At 69.6% G+C, this 18,139-nt stretch carries 20 protein-coding genes; 14 read left to right on the top strand and 6 right to left on the bottom strand.

Translation table 11 applies throughout. From position 1 onward, the window contains the following. Positions 1-24 precede the first annotated feature (24 nt). The gene (locus HEP81_RS27765) at positions 25-513 is read right to left on the bottom strand and encodes a GNAT family N-acetyltransferase (RefSeq protein ID WP_172636988.1); all 489 of its coding nucleotides are present in this window, start codon (positions 511-513) and stop codon (positions 25-27) included. A gap of 311 nt (positions 514-824) precedes the next feature. Between HEP81_RS27765 and HEP81_RS27760 the strand changes: the two genes are divergently transcribed. Then, the gene (locus tag HEP81_RS27760; RefSeq protein ID WP_037652897.1) at positions 825-2,192 is read left to right on the top strand and encodes an NAD(P)/FAD-dependent oxidoreductase; all 1,368 of its coding nucleotides are present in this window, start codon (positions 825-827) and stop codon (positions 2,190-2,192) included. Between the two features lie 78 nt (positions 2,193-2,270). Here the strand turns inward: HEP81_RS27760 and HEP81_RS27755 are convergent, their stop codons facing one another. Continuing rightward, positions 2,271-3,725 carry an NsdA family TPR-like regulatory protein gene (locus HEP81_RS27755; protein ID WP_037652895.1) on the bottom strand — a complete coding sequence of 485 codons (1,455 nt, stop codon included), beginning with the start codon at positions 3,723-3,725 and terminating at the stop codon, positions 2,271-2,273. 232 nt (positions 3,726-3,957) lie between these two features. Between HEP81_RS27755 and lipB the strand changes: the two genes are divergently transcribed. From lipB to HEP81_RS27735, 4 genes are all read left to right on the top strand, one after another. After that, a complete protein-coding gene (gene lipB / locus HEP81_RS27750) occupies positions 3,958-4,755 on the top strand; it encodes a lipoyl(octanoyl) transferase LipB (RefSeq protein WP_037652892.1) in 798 nt (265 codons plus the stop codon). 116 nt (positions 4,756-4,871) lie between these two features. Continuing rightward, positions 4,872-5,837 (top strand): lipoyl synthase, encoded by a 966-nt coding sequence (gene lipA, locus HEP81_RS27745; protein WP_037652891.1) that lies wholly within the window; start codon positions 4,872-4,874, stop codon positions 5,835-5,837. 242 nt (positions 5,838-6,079) lie between these two features. Then, positions 6,080-6,277: an SCO2195 family GlnR-regulated protein gene (locus HEP81_RS27740; RefSeq protein WP_037652890.1), complete on the top strand. Its 198-nt coding sequence runs from the start codon at positions 6,080-6,082 to the stop codon at positions 6,275-6,277. 63 nt (positions 6,278-6,340) lie between these two features. Beyond that, complete coding sequence (locus HEP81_RS27735; RefSeq protein ID WP_037652887.1) at positions 6,341-7,042, top strand: DUF4191 domain-containing protein; 702 nt, start codon at positions 6,341-6,343, stop codon at positions 7,040-7,042. 116 nt (positions 7,043-7,158) lie between these two features. Here HEP81_RS27735 and HEP81_RS27730 read toward each other — a convergent pair whose 3' ends face one another. Further along, on the bottom strand, positions 7,159-7,626 hold the full coding sequence (locus tag HEP81_RS27730; protein ID WP_037652885.1) for an RDD family protein: 468 nt from the start codon (positions 7,624-7,626) through the stop codon (positions 7,159-7,161). Between the two features lie 210 nt (positions 7,627-7,836). Here HEP81_RS27730 and glnA point away from each other — a divergent pair, with 210 nt between their 5' ends. After that, a complete protein-coding gene (glnA, locus tag HEP81_RS27725; protein WP_037652883.1) occupies positions 7,837-9,246 on the top strand; it encodes a type I glutamate--ammonia ligase in 1,410 nt (469 codons plus the stop codon). A gap of 84 nt (positions 9,247-9,330) precedes the next feature. Here glnA and HEP81_RS27720 read toward each other — a convergent pair whose 3' ends face one another. Beyond that, a complete protein-coding gene (locus HEP81_RS27720; RefSeq protein ID WP_243279616.1) occupies positions 9,331-10,188 on the bottom strand; it encodes a hypothetical protein in 858 nt (285 codons plus the stop codon). 238 nt (positions 10,189-10,426) lie between these two features. Here HEP81_RS27720 and HEP81_RS27715 point away from each other — a divergent pair, with 238 nt between their 5' ends. Then, positions 10,427-11,893: a hypothetical protein gene (locus tag HEP81_RS27715; RefSeq protein WP_243279828.1), complete on the top strand. Its 1,467-nt coding sequence runs from the start codon at positions 10,427-10,429 to the stop codon at positions 11,891-11,893. Between the two features lie 771 nt (positions 11,894-12,664). Continuing rightward, complete coding sequence (locus HEP81_RS41660; protein ID WP_243279615.1) at positions 12,665-13,033, top strand: hypothetical protein; 369 nt, start codon at positions 12,665-12,667, stop codon at positions 13,031-13,033. Between the two features lie 262 nt (positions 13,034-13,295). Here the strand turns inward: HEP81_RS41660 and HEP81_RS27705 are convergent, their stop codons facing one another. Further along, entirely contained in the window at positions 13,296-13,556 is a 261-nt protein-coding gene (locus HEP81_RS27705; protein ID WP_037652872.1) for a hypothetical protein, read from the bottom strand. Between the two features lie 346 nt (positions 13,557-13,902). Between HEP81_RS27705 and HEP81_RS27700 the strand changes: the two genes are divergently transcribed. The 4 genes from HEP81_RS27700 (at position 13,903) to HEP81_RS27685 (ending at position 16,082) form a co-directional block, all read left to right on the top strand. After that, positions 13,903-14,160, top strand: a complete 258-nt coding sequence (locus tag HEP81_RS27700; RefSeq protein WP_037652871.1) for an SCO2583/SCO2584 N-terminal domain-containing protein — start codon at positions 13,903-13,905, stop codon at positions 14,158-14,160. Between the two features lie 137 nt (positions 14,161-14,297). After that, complete coding sequence (gene htpX, locus HEP81_RS27695; RefSeq protein ID WP_078967208.1) at positions 14,298-15,224, top strand: zinc metalloprotease HtpX; 927 nt, start codon at positions 14,298-14,300, stop codon at positions 15,222-15,224. Between the two features lie 62 nt (positions 15,225-15,286). Beyond that, complete coding sequence (gene pspAB, locus HEP81_RS27690) at positions 15,287-15,871, top strand: PspA-associated protein PspAB (protein WP_037652863.1); 585 nt, start codon at positions 15,287-15,289, stop codon at positions 15,869-15,871. A 10-nt stretch (positions 15,872-15,881) separates the two neighbouring features. Further along, positions 15,882-16,082 (top strand): hypothetical protein, encoded by a 201-nt coding sequence (locus HEP81_RS27685; RefSeq protein WP_157854340.1) that lies wholly within the window; start codon positions 15,882-15,884, stop codon positions 16,080-16,082. Here the strand turns inward: HEP81_RS27685 and HEP81_RS27680 are convergent. Continuing rightward, on the bottom strand, positions 16,070-16,384 hold the full coding sequence (locus tag HEP81_RS27680) for a hypothetical protein (protein WP_037652862.1): 315 nt from the start codon (positions 16,382-16,384) through the stop codon (positions 16,070-16,072). The genes HEP81_RS27685 and HEP81_RS27680 overlap by 13 nt on opposite strands. Before the next feature lie 165 nt (positions 16,385-16,549). Between HEP81_RS27680 and HEP81_RS27675 the strand changes: the two genes are divergently transcribed. Both HEP81_RS27675 and HEP81_RS27670 read left to right on the top strand, forming a co-directional pair. After that, entirely contained in the window at positions 16,550-16,924 is a 375-nt protein-coding gene (locus tag HEP81_RS27675; RefSeq protein ID WP_172636987.1) for an arsenate reductase family protein, read from the top strand. A gap of 229 nt (positions 16,925-17,153) precedes the next feature. Beyond that, entirely contained in the window at positions 17,154-18,083 is a 930-nt protein-coding gene (locus HEP81_RS27670; RefSeq protein WP_037652857.1) for a CDP-diacylglycerol diphosphatase, read from the top strand. Positions 18,084-18,139: the final 56 nt, after the last annotated feature.

Here is an 18,139-nt window from a genome sequence, read left to right as displayed (position 1 = left end):
GGCCGCCCGGTCCGCCCGGTCCGCCTAGAGGGCGCGGCCCATGGAGATGTCGTCGACGTAGGCGCCGTCGAGGAAGAACTCTTCCGGGCTGACGCCCTCCACGGCGAAGCCCTCCGCCTCGTAGAGCTTCCTGGCCGGGGTGTTGTGGCCGAGCACCCGCAGGTTGAGCCGGCGTGCGCCGCGTGCGCGGGCCTCGGCCACGGCGGCCCGGATCAGCGCCCGCCCCAGGCCCCGGCCGCGGGCCTCCTCGGCGACCACGAAGCCCTGGATCGTGAGGATGTGCGCGTGGGCGGGCAGCGGGATCATCTGGACGAGGCGGACGTACCCGACGACGTGCCCGTCCAGCTCGGCCACGAGGAAGTCCTCGGGCCGGTGGCGCTCGTCGAAGAGCGGCGGGTACGGCGGCTCGGGGCGGGGCATCACCGCGTGCAGGGTGGACCAGGTGATCCGGTCGAGGTGGGCGAGGGGTTCCTCGTCGGCGAGCGTGGCGGGGCGTATGTGCGACTCGGGCATGGTGGTCACCCTAAGTCGGCGGCCCCCGGGCGGCCCACGGGGTTTCCTTGTCCGCGCCTCGGGTGGCTCAGGGGGCCTTCCCGTCCGCGCTCCGGGCGCGCGCGGGCGCTTCAGGGTGGCGCGCAAGGGCGTCGTGCGGCGCACGGAACGGATGTGACCGTATGCGACCTCCATGCGACCGTGCCCTGTCCATGCGCGACTCCTTACGACCGATCAGGGCGCTGATACTCGACCCGAACTCGGGTATCCCTGAAGCCGGTTGGGGCACTACGTCTCCACCGACCGCTCAGCGCAACCACAGGAGGGGCCTCGTGCTTGAGCCCGCGAACCAGGTGGACGTCGTCATCGTGGGGGCCGGAATCGCCGGACTCTCGGCGGCCCACCGGCTCACCAGCGCAGGAGTAACGACCGCAGTCCTGGAGGCCGCCTCCTGTGTCGGCGGCCGCATGGGGACGGAGAAGGTCGACGGTTTCCGGCTCGACCGGATCGGACAGCTGCTGTCCACGGCGTATCCCGAGCTCCGGCTGACGCCGGGGCTGGACTCCCTGGTCCTGCGGTCCTTCGCACCGGGTGTGCTGCTGCATCGCGACGGGCGCACCCATCGGGCGGGCGCGCCGGCGAATGGAGGAGGCGCGAGGGGCGCACTCCATGCGGTGCGCGCCCTGGCGAGCGCCCCCAGGGGAGCGGCGGCGCCACCTGGAAGGGGCGGTGGCGCGCCGGTGGGCGGCGCGATGGACCAGGCGCGGCTCGGCGCGGCGCTGAGCCGGATCGCCGCGATGCCGGTCGAACGGCTGCTCGCCCGCCCGGAACTGCCCGCGGCCCAGGCCCTCGCCGCCCGGGGGGTCCCGGTCCGCACGGTCCAGGGGTTCCTGCGGCCGCTGCTCGCCGCGCTGCTGTGCGACCCGGAGCTGACGACGTCCAGCAGGTGTGCGGACCTCGCGCTGCGAGCGTTCGCGGGCGGGCGGCTGTGTGTGCCGGAGGGCGGCGCGGACATGCTGCCGGAGCTGCTGGCGCGGGGGCTGCCGCGGGGCACGGTGCGCACCGGGGTGCGGGTCACCTCGGTGTCCACGACCTCGGTGACCACGGCGGAGCACGGGCTGATCCGCTGCCGTGCGGTGCTGCTGGCGACCGACGCGCGCTCGGCGGCGGAGCTGCTGCCGGGGCTCAGGGTGCCGGAGTTCCATCCGGTGACGGTGGTCCACCACACGACGGACGAGCCGGCGGCGGCGTTCGCCACCGGGGCGTCGCTGCTGCTGGACGCGGACCGGGGCGGCCCGGTGGCGCACACGTCGGTGCTCAGCAATGTCGACCCGAGCCGGGCGCCGGGCGGGCGGGTGCTGATCTCCTCGACGGTGCTCGGCACCCCGCCCGAGGGCGTGGACACCGCGGTCCGTATCCATCTCTCCCGGCTGTACGGCATGTCCACGCGCCGCTGGGAGACGCTGGCCGTGCATCACACCCCGGAGGCGGTCCCGGTCATGCGCCCCCCGCACGACCTCCGCCGCCCGGTGCGCCTGCTCGCCGGCCTCTACGTCTGCGGCGACCACCGCGGCACCAGCACCCTCCAGGGCGCCCTCCACTCCGCGCACCGCGCCGCCAGGTCCATCCTGTCCGACCTGGGCGCCACCGGCTCCCTGCACAGCGCCGACCCGGCCCCGACCATGCCCAAGGCGGCCTGACCCCGCCCCGCCGGGCCACCACCACGGCGTGACCCGGCGGTACCGTACCCGCTCCGGCCAAGTCGGCTGGGACCGTTGTCAGTTCAGGGCCGCCGCCTTCTCGTGGTACGTCCGCGCCGGGGCCGCGTCCTTGTAGGGCTCCAGGCGGCGCTCGAAGTCGCGGATGTACTCGATGGCGCGGGCGCTGCGCATGTCGGCGGCCTGGGCCGCGGCCTCGGTGGCGAGTGCGCACGCCTGGTCGAGTTCACCGAGGCCGAGGCGGGCCGTGGCGAGGACGACCCGGCAGAAGAGCCGGCTGCGGGCGTACGCGGGGGCGCGCAACTGGAGCGAACGCTCCGCGTGTTGTGCGGCCGCCCGGAACTGCTGGAGGTCCCGGTGGCAGTGCCCCAGCTCGTCCGCGAGCTGCGCCTCGTCGAAGAACCGTGCCCAGTACGGCACTTCGTCCCCGGGCCGGGCCGCCTCCAGCGCCCGCTCGGCCCGCACCAGCGCCGCCGTGCACGCCCGTACCTCCCCCAGCACGCCGTGCGCCCGTGCCTCCGCCGCGTGCAGCAGCGACTGCACGGCCGGCGGTCCCCCGGCGCCGATCCCCTGCTGGGCGACCCGGGCGAGCTGCACCGCCTCCCTGCCGTGCCCGAGGTACACCGCCTGCCTGCTCATCGTGACCAGCACGAAGGAGCCGTACGGCCGGTCCCCCGCCGCCTGCGCGAGCCGCAGCGCCTGCACGAAGTACCGCTGGGCCAGCCCGTGCGCGGCGATGTCGTACGAGGTCCAGCCCGCGAGCCGGGTCAGGTCCGCGGCCGCCGAGAACAGCCGGCGCCCGGTGCCCTCGTCGTAACTGCCGCGCAGCATCGGCTCGCACTCGTGCTCCAGGTACCGCACCAGTGCCTGCCGCGCGTGCCCGCCGCCGAACCGGTCGTCCAGGGTGCGGAACAGCTCGCCCACCGAGCGCAGCGCGGCGATGTCGCCCGCGCCGACCCGGTGCCCGGGGATCCGCTCCAGGGGTCCGCGCGGCCGGGGCCGCCCGACCGGGGTCCGCAGCACTCCCGGACGCCCCTGTGCGGGCACCCGGGGCGCCGGCTCCCGGGCTACCCGGTCGTCGGGCTTGCCGATCAGCCAGTCCCGGCTGGGCACGACGAGCCCCGCCGGGGTGAACGCGATCTTGCGCAGCTCGGCATGGCTGCCGGAGTCCTTGCGCCACAGCCCGCTGACGATGTCCACGGCCTCCTCCGGGGTGGCCGCGAACTCCAGCCCGGCGTACACCGGCGCACACGCGTCCAGGCCGAGATCCTGGGCGGAGAGCCGGCGCCCGAGCCGGCGGGTGAACACCTCGGCGATCAGCGCGGGCGTCGTACCTCTCGGCTGCTGGCCGCGCAGCCAGCGGGTGACGGAGGTCTTGTCGTATCTGAGATCCAGCCCGTGTTCCAGGCCGAGCTGGTCGACGCGCCGGGCCAGACCCGCGTTGGAGAACCCCGCCTCTGCGATGAGCGCGGCGAGCTGGCGGTTGGGTGTGCGCTGCGCGGGTCGGTCCGTCATCTGTGGTGCGGTCTCCTGCCTCCGGGCGTCGTGACGTGCCGGGATTGCCTGTGAGCAGCCCTTTTGGCCTTATGAACGGCGCGAATGTAGCGGAGAGTGAGCACCCGGTCGGATACTTCAGCTTTCATTCATCCGATCGTGTGAGGATTGCCCGCAGGGCTGACGGCTCGCGGACGGACGTACAGTGGCGTGGGCGCGTTACGTGCCTGACATCGCTAGGGAGGCGCTTGCCGTGAGTGAATTGCGGTTCGTCCGTATGGGGTTCGGCGCGGAGGCCGTCGACTACCAGGAGGCATGGGACGAGCAGCGCCGGGTGCACGCCGCCCGGTTCGCCGACGAGATCCCGGACACGCTGCTGCTCCTGGAGCACCCCCCGGTCTACACGGCGGGCCGGCGCACCGAGGACAGCGAGCGCCCGCTGGACGGCACCCCGGTGATCGACGTGGACCGCGGCGGCAAGATCACCTGGCACGGCCCGGGCCAGCTGGTGGGCTACCCGATCCAGAAGCTCCCGCGCCCGGTGGACGTGGTGGCGCATGTACGACGCCTCGAAGAGGCCCTGATCCGCACCTGCGCGGAGTTCGGCCTGGAGACCACCCGGGTCGAGGGGCGCAGCGGTGTCTGGGTGCTCGGTGACCCCGTCGAGCAGCGGCCCGCGATCGGCGGCCTCTCCCTCGACTTCGACCCCCGGCTGACCGACGAGGAGTTCGACCCTCGTCTCAACGGCCCCGAGTACGCCCCCTCCAACGCCGGCCAGCGCCGCGAGGACCGCAAGATCGCCCAGATCGGCATCCGGGTCGCCAAGGGCGTCACCATGCACGGCTTCTCGTTCAATGTCTGCCCCGACATGAAGTGGTTCGACCGCATCATCCCCTGCGGCATCCGCGACGCGGGCGTGGCCTCCCTGGCGAGCGAGCTGGGCCGGGACGTCACGGTGGAGGAGGTCGTACCGGTGGCCGAGAAGCATCTGCGGGAGGTCCTGGAGCACGCCGACCTGAGGCCCCGGCCGATCGAGAAGGCGTCCGCCTGACGATCCCCCGGACGGGAATGCGCCCTGCGGTCATGAGGTTGATCTCGTCGCCAGGGCGTGCAGAACACGGGCGTACCCTGGGGGACGCCGAAGAATCAAAGCTGAGGGAGCCGGTCGTGTCCGCAGTCGCACCCGACGGACGCAAATTGCTGCGCCTGGAGGTCCGCAACAGCCAGACCCCCATCGAGCGCAAGCCCGAGTGGATCAAGACCCGGGCGAAAATGGGCCCCGAGTACACCAAGATGCAGAACCTCGTGAAGAGCGAGGGCCTGCACACGGTCTGCCAGGAAGCCGGCTGCCCGAACATCTACGAGTGCTGGGAGGACCGCGAGGCCACCTTCCTCATCGGCGGCGACCAGTGCACCCGTCGCTGCGACTTCTGCCAGATCGACACGGGCAAGCCCGAGGCGCTGGACCGCGACGAGCCCCGCCGGGTGGGCGAGTCCGTGGTCACGATGGACCTCAACTACGCCACCATCACCGGTGTCGCCCGCGACGACCTGGCGGACGGCGGTGCCTGGCTGTACGCCGAGACCGTGCGCCAGATCCACCAGCAGACCGCGGAGCGCGCGAGCGGCCGTACGAAGGTCGAACTGCTCGCCCCGGACTTCAACGCGGTCCCCGAGCAGCTGGCCGAGGTCTTCGAGTCCCGCCCCGAGGTCTTCGCGCACAACGTCGAGACCGTGCCCCGGATCTTCAAGCGGATCCGCCCCGGCTTCCGCTACGAGCGGTCCCTGAAGGTCATCACGGACGCCCGCGACTTCGGTCTGGTCACCAAGTCCAACCTGATCCTCGGCATGGGCGAGACCCGCGAGGAGGTCAGCGAGGCGCTCCGGCAGCTGCACGAGGCCGGCTGCGAGCTGATCACCATCACGCAGTACCTGCGCCCCTCCGTGCGCCACCACCCCGTCGAGCGCTGGGTGAAGCCGCAGGAGTTCGTGGAGCTGAAGGAGGAGGCCGAGCAGCTCGGCTTCTCCGGTGTGATGTCCGGCCCGCTGGTGCGCTCCTCGTACCGCGCCGGCCGCCTGTACCAGATGGCGATCGAGAAGCGCGGGAGCTACGTCGCCGGCCAGGCGGTGTGAGCCCCGCACCCCCGTCCGTGTGTGAATTCGCGCACAAGTGATTACCGGCCAGTATCGGCCGGTTCGACGCGGTCCTGACCGTCCTCCCTGATGGGGGCGCCCGTCAGGGCCGCGTCAGGGTTTGTGGGTCCCATATCAAGGCTTCATTGGTGTTTGACCGCTCGGACACGCCCTGGTAACACCGATCAGTGACCCTCGAATCACGCCTCGTACACCACCCGCTCGCAGGGGGTATCTCGACCATGCAGGCCTCGCCGGTACGCGCCACCGCCCTCCCCTCCTTCACCGACGCCCTTCGCGCCGTCGAGTCGCTGCTGATGAGCGGCGGCCAGCGCACCGCCCGCCGCAACGCCTGGACCTCGGTCCTGGAGGACCGCCGCCGGGCCAAGGACCGGGTGGAGGCGCAGCGCTTCTACGAGCGGTCCGCGGACGGCTCGTAGCACCGCCGCCCCTCGCGGACACTGCCGTCGTCCGCGCTCCCGGGGCCACGTAGACTTCGTGCCATGGCGAGGAAGGAAACCGCGGCGGACGCCGCGAATGCCGGGCGACTGAAGCAGATCGCCCTCACATACAAGATGACCCGCAAGGTCGACACCAAGATCGGCCTTGTGCTCGCGGCGGTCGGCCTCGGCACGCTCGCGGTGTTCCTCGTGATCGGCTTCTTGCTGGGCCACCCGGTGTACCTGGGCATCTTCGGTCTGCTGGTGGGCCTACTGGGGGCGGCGGTGGTGTTCGGCCGCCGGGCCGAGCGCGCCGCCTTCGGCCAGATGGAGGGCCAGCCGGGTGCCGCGGCGGCGGTGCTGGACAACGTCGGGCGGGGCTGGACCACCACCCCCGCGGTGGCGATGAACCGCAGCCAGGACGTGGTGCACCGCGCGGTCGGCAAGGCCGGCATCGTGCTGGTCGCCGAGGGCAACCCGAACCGGGTGAAGAGCCTGCTGGCCGCCGAGAAGAAGAAGATGAACCGCATCGTCGCCGATGTGCCGGTGCACGACATCATCGTGGGCGCCGGCGAGGGCCAGGTCGAGCTGAAGAAGCTGCGCACCACCATGCTGAAGCTGCCGCGTGTGCTGACCGGCCCCCAGGTGACCACCACCAACGACCGGCTGCGCGCGCTCGGCGACCTGATGAGCAACATGCCGGTGCCGAAGGGTCCGATGCCCAAGGGCATGCGGATGCCGAAGGGCGGCAAGAGCGGCCGCTAGGCCCGCGACGCGAGACGACTCGACTCGCTGTACGACGATGGGGGCGCCCGGTGTGACACCGGGCGCCCCCATCGTCGTACAGCGCTTGCCGCCCCGTACCGCGTGCCCTCAGGGGCTCAGACCCGGACCTCGACCGTCCTGGCCAGCCGGTCGTGCAGACCGCGGCCGTCCCGGTCCCAGACCAGGGCGGGGATGGCGAGGCACAGCAGGACGGTGCGGACCAGGGAGCGCAGCGGGTTGACGGTGCCGGTCTCCAGGGCCACGACCCGGATGCCGAACAGGCGCTTGCCCGGGGTGAAGCCGATGGTGCCGACCAGCAGGGCGCTCATGACGAAGAACACACCGAGCGCCCAGTTGCCGGTGCCCTGGTCGTAGCCATGCGTGATCAAGCTGTATGCGATCAGCAGGCACAGCGCCCAGTCGACCGCGATGGCCCCGAGCCGCCTGCCCGGCCGGGCCAGCGAGTTGGGGCCCTCCTCTGGGAGACCCAGCTGCTCACCCCGGTAACCGAAGTCCGCGCCGGCGTCTTCCATGGCCGCGCGAGGGCCGGAGAGCCACGATCCGATTGCCTGCCTGTTGTCCACCCGACCACGGTACTGCGTCCCCATATGACCGGGGGACGCCGGGGTGTCCCGGGGCTACGGTTGAGGAGTGGCCGGTTAACTTCTGCGAAACAATCGGGTCACGCCGGAGAAATCACCCGTCTCTAGGGTCAGGACGAGCGTGTGCCACCGCACTGGCCGCACGAACGATCTACCACCCCGGCGAGGACGGTCGGGAGTAGGAGGAGCTGGATGTTCCAGAACGCCGACGAGGCCAAGAAGTTCATCGCGGACGAGGACGTCAAGTTCATCGACGTCCGGTTCTGCGACCTGCCGGGCATCATGCAGCACTTCACCGTGCCCGCGGAGGCGTTCGACCCGGACGAGGAGCTGGCCTTCGACGGATCCTCGATCCGCGGTTTCCAGGCCATCCACGAGTCCGACATGGCGCTGCGGGCCGATCTGTCCACGGCCCGTGTGGACCCGTTCCGCCGGGACAAGACGGTCAACATCAACTTCTTCATCCACGACCCGATCACGGGCGAGCAGTACTCCCGTGACCCGCGCAACGTGGCCCGCAAGGCGGAGGCGTACCTCGCCTCGACCGGCATCGCGGACACCGCGTTCTTCGGTCCCGAGGCCGAGTTCTACGTGTTCGACTCGGTGCGCTTCCAGACCAGCGCGAACGAGTCCTTCTACCACATCGACTCCGAGGCGGGCGCCTGGAACACCGGCGCCGTGGAGAACAACCGCGGCTACAAGGTCCGCTACAAGGGTGGCTACTTCCCGGTCGCGCCGGTGGACCACTTCGCCGACCTGCGCGCCGAGATCTCCCTGGAGCTGGAGAACTCCGGCCTGAAGGTGGAGCGCCAGCACCACGAGGTGGGCACGGCCGGCCAGGCGGAGATCAACTACAAGTTCAACACGCTGCTCGCCGCCGCCGACGACCTCCAGCTCTTCAAGTACATCGTGAAGAACGTGGCCTGGCGCAACGGCAAGACCGCGACCTTCATGCCGAAGCCGATCTTCGGTGACAACGGCTCGGGCATGCACGTCCACCAGTCGCTGTGGAGCAACGGCGACCCGCTGTTCTACGACGAGGCCGGGTACGCGGGCCTGTCCGACACGGCTCGCTACTACATCGGCGGCATCCTCAAGCACGCCCCGTCGCTGCTGGCCTTCACCAACCCGACGGTGAACTCGTACCACCGCCTGGTGCCGGGCTTCGAGGCGCCGATCAACCTGGTGTACTCGCAGCGCAACCGCTCCGCCGCGATGCGTATCCCGATCACCGGCTCCAACCCGAAGGCCAAGCGCGTCGAGTTCCGCGCGCCCGACTCCTCCGGCAACCCCTACCTCGCCTTCTCGGCGCTGCTCCTGGCGGGCCTGGACGGCATCAAGAACAAGATCGAGCCGGCCGAGCCGATCGACAAGGACCTCTACGAGCTGGCCCCCGAGGAGCACGCGGGCGTCGCCCAGGTCCCGACCTCCCTCGGCGCCGTCCTCGACCGCCTGGAGTCCGACCACGAGTTCCTCCTCCAGGGCGACGTCTTCACGTCCGACCTGATCGAGACCTGGATCGACCTGAAGCGCACCCAGGAAATCGCCCCCTTGCAGCTGCGCCCGCACCCGCACGAGTTCGAGCTGTACTTCGACGTGTAAGCCGCGCGCACCCCGGAATGAAGGCTGCCACCCGCACGGGTGGCAGCCTTCGTCACGCTGGCCCTGTGCACGCAACGAGCGGGACTACTCCGCGGTCGGCTCGGGGATGCGCCACGTGATCCGGAAGCGTTCGGCGTCGGGCAGCCCGAGCGGGCCGACCGGGCTGACCTGCTTGATCAGGTAGCCGAAGACCATGTGATGCGCCTCCTCCGAGACCTCGTCCCAGGTGTCCGGGGTCACGATCATCACCTCGTGCATCAGACTCACGTCCGACTCGTTCTCCAGCATCTCCGCCCGGTCGTCCCGGTCCATCGTCTCGTCGGCACGCATGGCACGGATCGACTCCGCGAGGAGATTCGGCTCGCGCCTCAGCCGCCGGTGTATCTCCTGGCAGCCGTAGCGGAAAGCCGCGTACGCCTCCATGGCCTCCCGATCGGGATTGCTGTAGCCGTACGGCGAGCCTTCCGCCGCGCCTATGTAGTCGCCTTTCAGCGTGTGCAGCAAGACCCGGAGCGCATGTTCGGCTCCCTGCTCCTCGATGAATCGCATCATCGCCTGCACCCAGTGGTCTTCGGGTACCAGCGGCTCGTGCGGGGCGGCGAGCGAGGGGTGAATCTCGATGGCGCTGAACGGGTTCACCAGGATGCCCATGATCATCTCCGGCGTCCACTTGCCGTCCTCACCTCCCCAACCGCCGTTGACGAGCTCCTGGAACGACTTCAGCGCCCCCGACTCCCCTTCGCGGACGGCACGCCACAGCGGGAGGAACCTGGCGGTCTCCAGATCCTCGTCCCGGGGCGGACTGCACTGCCCGGCCAGAGCCGTGACGATGTCGTGCACGGTCTCCCACCGCGGCACCCGTATTCCCTGGACGGCGGACCTGACGCTCTCGTGGCTGGCATCCGAGAGCCTGTCGTCGCGGCCCCGGATGAGCGTGCTCACCTTCCGGAAGCTCAACAGGCCGGCCGCACGATGCAGTTCTTGCAGTGCTTCGACCAAGTCCTTGTGCGGGCCTTCTGGTTGTGGCGGGGCGCTGGAAGCAGCCACGTACGTTCCTCCGTGCTCGAGTTGTCAAGTTCGCCGATGACTCAGAAGCCGTCGGCCGGAGCCGAGTCAGCTTTCGTCAAGTTCACCATTCGGGGCGCCAAACCGTGACTCGCGGCCAATCGGTGAGGTGAGCATGGAGAAGGCGCCGGTGAAGCGCCGACCACTCAAGGAGTCACCACGCATGCACATTCCGCCCTACGCCCATGACACGATCCGCGCCGCGTTGCCCGGCATTCCCACCTCCCGCCAGGTAGGGGCTCTGGATTGCTGCGTATGCGACGAGCCGTTCGGCGAAGACCTCGCCGCCATACCGCTCGGGCCGACGCCGACCTCGGGACTGTTCGGATGCCGCCCTTGTCTGACCCGATTGGTCAGACAAGCGCGACGGGCCCGTGACACCTCGCTCACCCGGAAAGCCGAGCAGGTCCGGGCGGAGCAGGCGGCCTGGTTGCCGGTGCGCGAACGTCATCTCGCCCGGCTCGACAGAGTTCGGCAGGCCGCAGAGGCCGTGGCAGAACTGGCCCGGGGGACGGAGGCCGAGGCACAGCAGGTCGCCTGGCTTCTGGTCTCGTTGGAATCGGCGTTCAACTGGATGCCGGACGCACCGGAACCACCTGCCTCTGTGGACGATGGCGAATCGGAGCTGAGGGAGGAGGCTTTCCGGCTCGACCTTTCCCTGATCGCGGCGCGTGAGGCGGTGGCCGAGCGGCTCGCCTATCACCTGATCAATGAGGCACAGCCCGACGAGCCCGAGATGTGCGAGGAGTTCGAATGCCCGGAGGACTGCTCGGGGCGCCATGACTCCTCGCACATCGATTGCGGGCCGGACAGCATCTTCGATGACCTGGCCGAGCACGGCATCGCCGTGGAGAAGCCGGAGCCCGAACCCCTGTCGCCCCGGCTCGCGGCTCTCCTCGGGAAGAAGGGCGAGACCGAGGAGAAACGCGCTCCGTTGCCGGACATCGAGGAACAAGCCTCCGTGGTTCTGGCGCACTTCGGCATCGAGACGGACGACCTGGACGTCCTGACGAGTGCGGCGGCAGTCGGCCTCGTCGCCGATGCCTGGCGCGACGGGCCGCTGGACGAGATCCACAGGGCCGACGACGGGCCCACCGACGGGGAGATCTTCGCGCAGAGCGTCGATCTCTACCGCAGGGCCCGTGCGGCTCTGGTGGCCGCACAGCACGAAGGACCCGAGGCGCTGCTCGCGTTCACTGCCGTCGCCTCTGATCTGGACCTCCCCTGGGCCGGAGGTTCACATTTCACACTGCGGGCAACGGCCCAACCGGTGGAGGAGTTCGTTCAACACGTCGAAAACCGGGCCTGGTTCACCATGGAAGTGATGCGTGAACAGGGCTGGCGCGCAGGGCTGCTCCACAGAGCGACCTCGGCCGCGATCAAGGCTGCCACCTGCTTCGGTATGCCGGGCTGGCCCGGAGCCGTCACCACAGCGATGGAGCGACTGGCCACGCTGGACCGGTCGGAGGCGCCCAAGGCACTCGCCGATCTCGCGGCAGTTGAGACCGGGTTGCTCGACGATCCCGACCAGTTGGGGGCAGATGCCCTCGACTGGATCTGCGACAAGGCGCTACTCGGCTAGCGCTCCACTCGGCCGACCCGTCACCGACAGGTCCGAGCCGGAAAAGCCCTTCGCACCGGGTAGCATCGGTGTGTCCGGCTCGCGGAGAGTCGGTGGGCAGCATCTTCCTACGGGCCCGGCACCTTGGGACGCTGCATATGGGCGTGGTTCGCTCAGCTCCGCGAGTATTCATTCGTGGGTTCACTTGGTATGTGACCTGAAGTGCCAGCCGGGGTGGCGCGAGGTATCAACATGCCCAGAAGTACCCATAAATCAGTTGCCCGCGCTCGTATGCAGTACTTGGGTGAACCCAAGGCAGCTGCGCTGGGCTCCGTGCCTCGCGATGGCTCTCTCGGTCTGGACGCATGCTCTCCGGAGCAGCGGAAGCTTCGCGCTCTGCTAGCCCTTGGACTGTTCAACCGAGCGGGGTTCTGGCAGCCCCATCACGGCGCCGCCGCTGGGGGGATCCACACGCTTGTCGCGTACGACATCATTGTCTCGCCCCGATTCAAGAGCCTTGTCCTCATCACGGATGTTCCACATAACGTGGCCCCGTATCTCCTGCCCAGCAGTGACGGTGGAAGCTCTCTGCCGGGGCTCTGCCTGGAAGAGGTCCGGGGTAAGCGGACGTACATAGCACGACATATGCCCACAGGCGCTCAACTCGTCATAACCGGCAACCCCTCCGGAACATGGGGAGGAAAGGCGCACCGATCACCGAGATGGGACTTCTTCCCCGTCACCGAGCCCCTCACGGGGGCTGAGCGGACTCGGCTCGCCGAAGTTCCCGACATGAGCGAAGACGCTGAGCGTCTGCTGGCGGGCCTCACCTGCCGTATCGCCGCACAGGACGCTGACGGCAAATGGGCGATCGGGAATTGGTTCTCCGATCCCCTGATGCGTCCCGGCTGGCTTACCGACCACGGCGAAGACCGGTACATGAAGCAGCTGCGGGGCTCCGGGAACCGATGGTCGCTCCAGTGGAATGGCTTTCCCTTCGTCGAAGACGTCGCCGCATCGCTGACCGCTTCTCCCATAGGTGTTTCCAGCGCCAGTGCACGTGATGCCGGCGACCATCACGAAGTCCGCCTGGGCAGCGCGATATTGCGCCTGGTAGGACAGCGGGGATCCCTGAGACAGAAATCGGGGGTGACCCTGTGAGCTGGGACAACCTCAGCCTGGCCATCCTCGCCTCTTTTGGGTGCCTCACTCTTCTACTGGCACAGATAGGAGAGGTTCTGTCTAAAATTCCCCCCATCATTCGCGCCTGGCGACAGGTCCGGAGCGAGCTTCGCAACGAGACGAATCCTAACGACCAGGACACCCCATAGCGCTCACGCCGGCCGAAGGATGGGAGATGCGTATGCGCGGGGCCGCCCCCTCGCGGGAAGCGGCCCCGGACGTACGTCACAGCCTGGGTGCGTCAGGGCACCACGACCACCACCACGGGGGAGTTGTAGCCGTAGCCGAAGCCGTTGTTGAAGCCGAAGAAGCCGCCGCGGTTGAAGCCGCGGTTGAAGTTGTTGAAGCCGAAGCAGTTACGGCCGTAGCAGCCACGGTTGGTGGAGACGTGGGTCTGGGTGGTCGCCGACGCGGAGCCGGCGGTGGCGACGGTGGCGCCGCCCGCCAGCAGAACGCCGACGGCGGACACCGCGGCGAGACGCCTCGCGCGCTGTGCATTCATCGAACTGCCCTCCTTCCATTCCCCCGGCACCGTCTCGGGCACCGGAAGATGGCCGCGCCCGCGCTGTCGGCGGGACGCGGTCGTGGGTGATGCCGCCTGGATTCAGGAAGCAGGGCTGACGTTCCCCTGGTCGACGGGGATGGCGCACGTCCGGCGCACCCTGCGGCGCGGCTCTGCTGAAAATGCTAGCGGCCGGATCAGCACCCGGCATCCGGACGCGAATCGGGTGTAAACGGGCTGCTCAGAGCCGCTGTGCAACCTTTCGTACCGCTCGCGCTTCCTATTTCCGGGGGCCCCACGGGATCATGCCCCCGCAGCTGTCCGGACGAGAGAGGTTGAACGGGGAATGTCTGAACAGGACGACTGGGAGCGGGAGTTCGATCTTGGTTGGGCGAACTCCGCCCAGCACAAGGAGCCTTCCGCCCGCGCCCGGATGCTCGCCGCCCGCTGGAAGGAGAACCCGCCGGACCCGGCCCCCTTCCGCGCCGACCCGGAGCTCACGGGGTCCCGCCGCTCGTCCTGGGTGTCGACCGCCGTGGTCCTCGGCTGTGTGGCCGCAGTCATCGTGCTGCTGGGGTACGCTCGAATACGGAACGGTTACTGATCGGTCACCGAGAGTAGCGTCGAGGGTGACGAAGGCCGCAGGTCGGTGAGCGGGGTCTGTCGGCCCCCTCGCCATACCGCGCGGCAGGTGCACACTGGACAGCGGGACGAAGGTGCCCGACTGCGGGGTGATGCAAGATGCAGAGCCGCTTTAGGAGCGACCGGCGACTGACCGTGCGGATGACGGTCACGATGTTTCTGCTCGGACTGCTGTACGTGGCCTTCATCGCCGCGCTGCTCGTACTGCTGAAGTCCTGGCTGCTGGTCGTCGTCCTGATGGGCGTGATGTTCGTGGCCCAGTTCTGGTTCTCCGACCGGATCGCGATGTTCGCCATGCACGGGCGGGTCGTGGAGCGCGAGGAGTATCCCGAGCTGCACGCGGTGGTGGACCGGCTGTGCGCGATGGCGGACATGCCGAAACCGACGGTCGCCGTGTCCGAGATGGACATGCCGAACGCGTTCGCGACGGGACGCAACCCCGATCACGCCGTGGTCTGTGTGACCACCGGGCTGCTGCGCAGGCTGGAGCCCGGCGAGCTGGAGGGCGTGCTGGCGCACGAGCTGTCGCATGTGGCGCACAAGGACGTCGCCGTGATCACCATCGCCTCCTTCCTCGGCGTGGTCGCGGGCCTGCTGGTGCGGTTCGCCTTCTACTCGCAGATCTTCGGCGGGGGCCGCAGGGACCAGAACACCGCCGTCGTCTTCGCGGGCGTGATGGGCGTCTCGGCGGCCGTGTACGCGATCAGCTTCCTGCTGATCCGGGCGCTGTCCCGGTACCGGGAGCTGGCCGCCGACCGCGCCGCCGCGCAGCTGACCGGGCGCCCCTCGGCGCTGGCCTCGGCGCTCACCAAGGTCACCGGGGACATCGCCCGCATCCCCACCAAGGATCTGCGCACGGCCCAGGCGTTCAACGCCTTCTACTTCACCCCGGCGACCGGCAAGGAGCCGGGCATCGAGCGGTTCTTCTCCACTCACCCGACGCTCCAGCAGCGGCTGGACCAGCTGGGCCGGATCTCGGCGGAGCTGGGCGAGACGACCGTACCGCCGGAGGCCGACCGGGCATGAGCGGAGCGGAATCCGGTACCTCACGGGTGGCACGGACATCACCACAGAAGGCGGGCTGAGCGTTGGGGTTGCTGGACATCCTGCTGGGGCGCACCAAGCCCGTCGCTCCCGATCTCGACCAGCTCTTCGCGCTGCCGTCCGCCGCCATCACGCTCCAGGCCGCGATGGGCTTCACGCCGACCGGCCGGGGCGCGGTGTGCTTCGCGACCGTGGAGGGCGCGGCCTTCGAGCAGACCCACCGGGAGGTACAGGCGCTGCTGGACGCGGACGCGGAGCGCGCCGGATCACCGGTGGAGCTGCACCGGGACGATTACGGCTACTCGTGGCTGGTCTCCCGCCGCTCCCCCGACCAGCTGCCGCAGCTGGTCAACGACCTGCACGCGGTGAACAGCTCCCTTGAGCTCAACGGCTTCGGTCCGCAGCTGCTGTGCTCGCTGGCCGGCTTCACCGACGACGCCGGGCGCGCCCTCGCGCTCGTCTACCTCTACAAGCGGGGCACGTTCTACCCCTTCGCCCCGCTGGCCGGGGGCGGTGAGCGCCGGGACAACGCGCTGGAGCTCCAGGTGCGGTCCGTACTGGCCGATGATCTGCGGATCGAGCAGGACCTCTCCCGCTGGTTCCCGGTGTGGGGCGCCCCGGGCCTGTGATCCCTCCGGCATGACCCGAGCCCCGCACGAGGCGCTGTCCTGCCGCCCCCTTACCGCCTCCCGGCTCGGACCCCCGGACGTCGGCCATACGTTGGGCCGGCGGTTCCGCGATCGCCCCGAGGACGGACGGCGGTTGGTGAGCACACCGCCGGTGGCGCCGGGCAGCCCCGTCGGCACGCTGCCCGGCGCCGCGGTGGATCAGCGGTTGTAGCGCATGAACGCCCGCACCATGCGGCACGTGGTGTCGGACGGCGGGCGCATGCCGATCGTCTCGGCGGTGCCCCGGATGGTGTCGTCGCGCGCCTGGTCCGGCAGGTAGACACCGGAGTCGAGCAGGGCGATGGCCAGGCGCATGGCCTTCAGCCGCCGGTTGTGCGAGACGTACCACTCCCGGGGGCGCCCGGCCGGCAGGGGCCGCTTCGTGGTGGGCTCGTACGGCGAGTCGAAGAGCACGGGGTGCTGAGCGGTGGACTGGGTCGGCGACGGCTTCGGCTTGAGAGCGGCAGCGGGCACGGGCATCCTCCAGACGCGATCAGGGCACCGGCCGGCGAGCCCGGCGACACCCTCGAACACTGCTTCTATTCTACGGTGGACCACTGACAAAAGGCCCTGGCCACAAGGGCTTTCGGGGCCTCTGGGACAGAGGTGGTGAACGGGTTTTCGCGTACCGTGGGGGCCATGGAGATCTGGATCAATCCGGCCTGTTCGAAGTGCCGCAGCGCGATCAGTCTGCTCGACGCCGAGGGGGTCGGGTACACCGTGCGGCGCTATCTGGAGGACGTGCCGAGCGAGGACGAGATCAGGGCCGTGCTCGGGCGCCTCGGTCTGGAGCCGTGGGACATCACCCGGACCCAGGAGGCGGCGGCCAAGGAACTGGGGCTCAAGGACTGGGCCCGGGACGAGGATTCCCGGGACCGCTGGATCCGCGCGCTGTCCGAACACCCGAAGCTGATCCAGCGGCCGATCATCACGGCGGACGACGGCACGGCCCTGGTGGCCCGGACGGAGGAGGCGGTACGGGAGGCGATCGGGCACGGGGCGACGTCCGGGTGACGGGGTGCCCCGGGACCGGGTGAGCAATGCGCACCACCGTCCCGGCCCCCCGTTCCACCTCGGCGCCGCGCTGTCGAGGGTGATGAGAGGGAACGCCCCTCAATGGCGGAACGCGCCACACCGACCGGTGCATCCGAGGAGAAATCCGATTCCCCGGCCCCTTTTCTGTGAACGGATCGGTGAGAGGCGGAAACCGAAGCGGAAGTCATCACCATCGGAGATCACGCGCATGAGCGACCAGAAGAACACGGATGAATTCCCCAGGCGCCGCTTCGTCGCGCTCTCGGGCACCGTCGGCGGCGCGGCGCTGCTGACCGGTGCGGGGGTCATGGCGGGCACGACCGCCACGGCGGACGCGGCGCACGGCGGCCCCACGCCCACCCCATCGTGTTCCACCACCCCTCCGCCCGGCGGGGCGAGCCCCTGTCCCCCCTCTCAGCTCCAGCCCCTCTGCGGCAGTCCCAATGACGACGACCTGCTGTGGAACGACGTCAAGTACTGCACGCAAGGCATCACCCCGCCGCCGTCGCAGGGCAAGCCCGACTGCCTGAAGGTGACCCCGAACTACGTCGTGCTGCACGGAAGTCCGGAGAACACACACAACTATCTCCTCCTTCCTTCGTGCCGGATCACGGGCATCGAATGCCCGTTCATCCATATGGACTCGGCGGCGAACTACTGGCACGAAGCGTGGGAGAACGCGCGGCACGGGGGGAGCATTCCCGTTCAGTACGCGAACATCGGGCTGGGAATCAATTCGCAGCACGCGCGCCGCTATCAGCAGCTGCATATCCATATGGCCGGAATCAGACCGAGCACACAGCGGCGGCTCCAGGAACTCGAGGCCCAGGGCCGCATGGCCACCCAGCCCTCCCAATGGGCCGCCCCGGGAAATCAGGCGCCCGTGTCGGGGCCCGCGGGTTCGGGTGACCGCGTCTACCGCATCCTCAAGCTCCAGGACCTCCAGCAGAACCCCTTCACGCTGCTGTACCGGAACGTGGTGGTCCCGAACTCGCTGAACATGGCGGACCAGACCCTCATCGTGGTCCCGAAGATGACGGCCGCCGGATTCTTCGCCGGCTCCTTCTACGTCCTCAACAGCGACACCTCCCTCCACGACGGCACCAGCACGTGCGACTACCTGCTGGTGTACAGCTGACGGGGCACCGCTGCCGCAAGCAGCCGGCATCACTGCGCCCCGGCCCGGACCCCTGC

This window comes from Streptomyces griseofuscus, from assembly GCF_014673495.1.
Lineage (GTDB): Bacteria > Actinomycetota > Actinomycetes > Streptomycetales > Streptomycetaceae > Streptomyces > Streptomyces murinus.
Note: the sequence above shows the minus strand (reverse complement) of the source record. Positions and strands in the feature narration are given on the sequence as shown.

Excerpts from the sequence above, each read along its gene's own strand:
- HEP81_RS27765 (WP_172636988.1), bottom strand. The coding sequence starts at position 513 with ATGCCCGAGTCGCACATACGCCCCGCCACGCTCGCCGACGAGGAACCC.
- HEP81_RS27755 (WP_037652895.1), bottom strand. The coding sequence starts at position 3,725 with ATGACGGACCGACCCGCGCAGCGCACACCCAACCGCCAGCTCGCCGCG.
- HEP81_RS27740 (WP_037652890.1), top strand. The coding sequence starts at position 6,080 with ATGCAGGCCTCGCCGGTACGCGCCACCGCCCTCCCCTCCTTCACCGAC.
- HEP81_RS27735 (WP_037652887.1), top strand. The coding sequence starts at position 6,341 with ATGGCGAGGAAGGAAACCGCGGCGGACGCCGCGAATGCCGGGCGACTG.
- glnA (WP_037652883.1), top strand. The coding sequence starts at position 7,837 with ATGTTCCAGAACGCCGACGAGGCCAAGAAGTTCATCGCGGACGAGGAC.
- HEP81_RS27715 (WP_243279828.1), top strand. The coding sequence starts at position 10,427 with ATGGAGAAGGCGCCGGTGAAGCGCCGACCACTCAAGGAGTCACCACGC.
- HEP81_RS41660 (WP_243279615.1), top strand. The coding sequence starts at position 12,665 with ATGAGCGAAGACGCTGAGCGTCTGCTGGCGGGCCTCACCTGCCGTATC.
- HEP81_RS27705 (WP_037652872.1), bottom strand. The coding sequence starts at position 13,556 with ATGAATGCACAGCGCGCGAGGCGTCTCGCCGCGGTGTCCGCCGTCGGC.
- HEP81_RS27700 (WP_037652871.1), top strand. The coding sequence starts at position 13,903 with ATGTCTGAACAGGACGACTGGGAGCGGGAGTTCGATCTTGGTTGGGCG.
- htpX (WP_078967208.1), top strand. The coding sequence starts at position 14,298 with ATGCAGAGCCGCTTTAGGAGCGACCGGCGACTGACCGTGCGGATGACG.
- HEP81_RS27685 (WP_157854340.1), top strand. The coding sequence starts at position 15,882 with ATGACCCGAGCCCCGCACGAGGCGCTGTCCTGCCGCCCCCTTACCGCC.
- HEP81_RS27675 (WP_172636987.1), top strand. The coding sequence starts at position 16,550 with ATGGAGATCTGGATCAATCCGGCCTGTTCGAAGTGCCGCAGCGCGATC.
- HEP81_RS27670 (WP_037652857.1), top strand. The coding sequence starts at position 17,154 with ATGAGCGACCAGAAGAACACGGATGAATTCCCCAGGCGCCGCTTCGTC.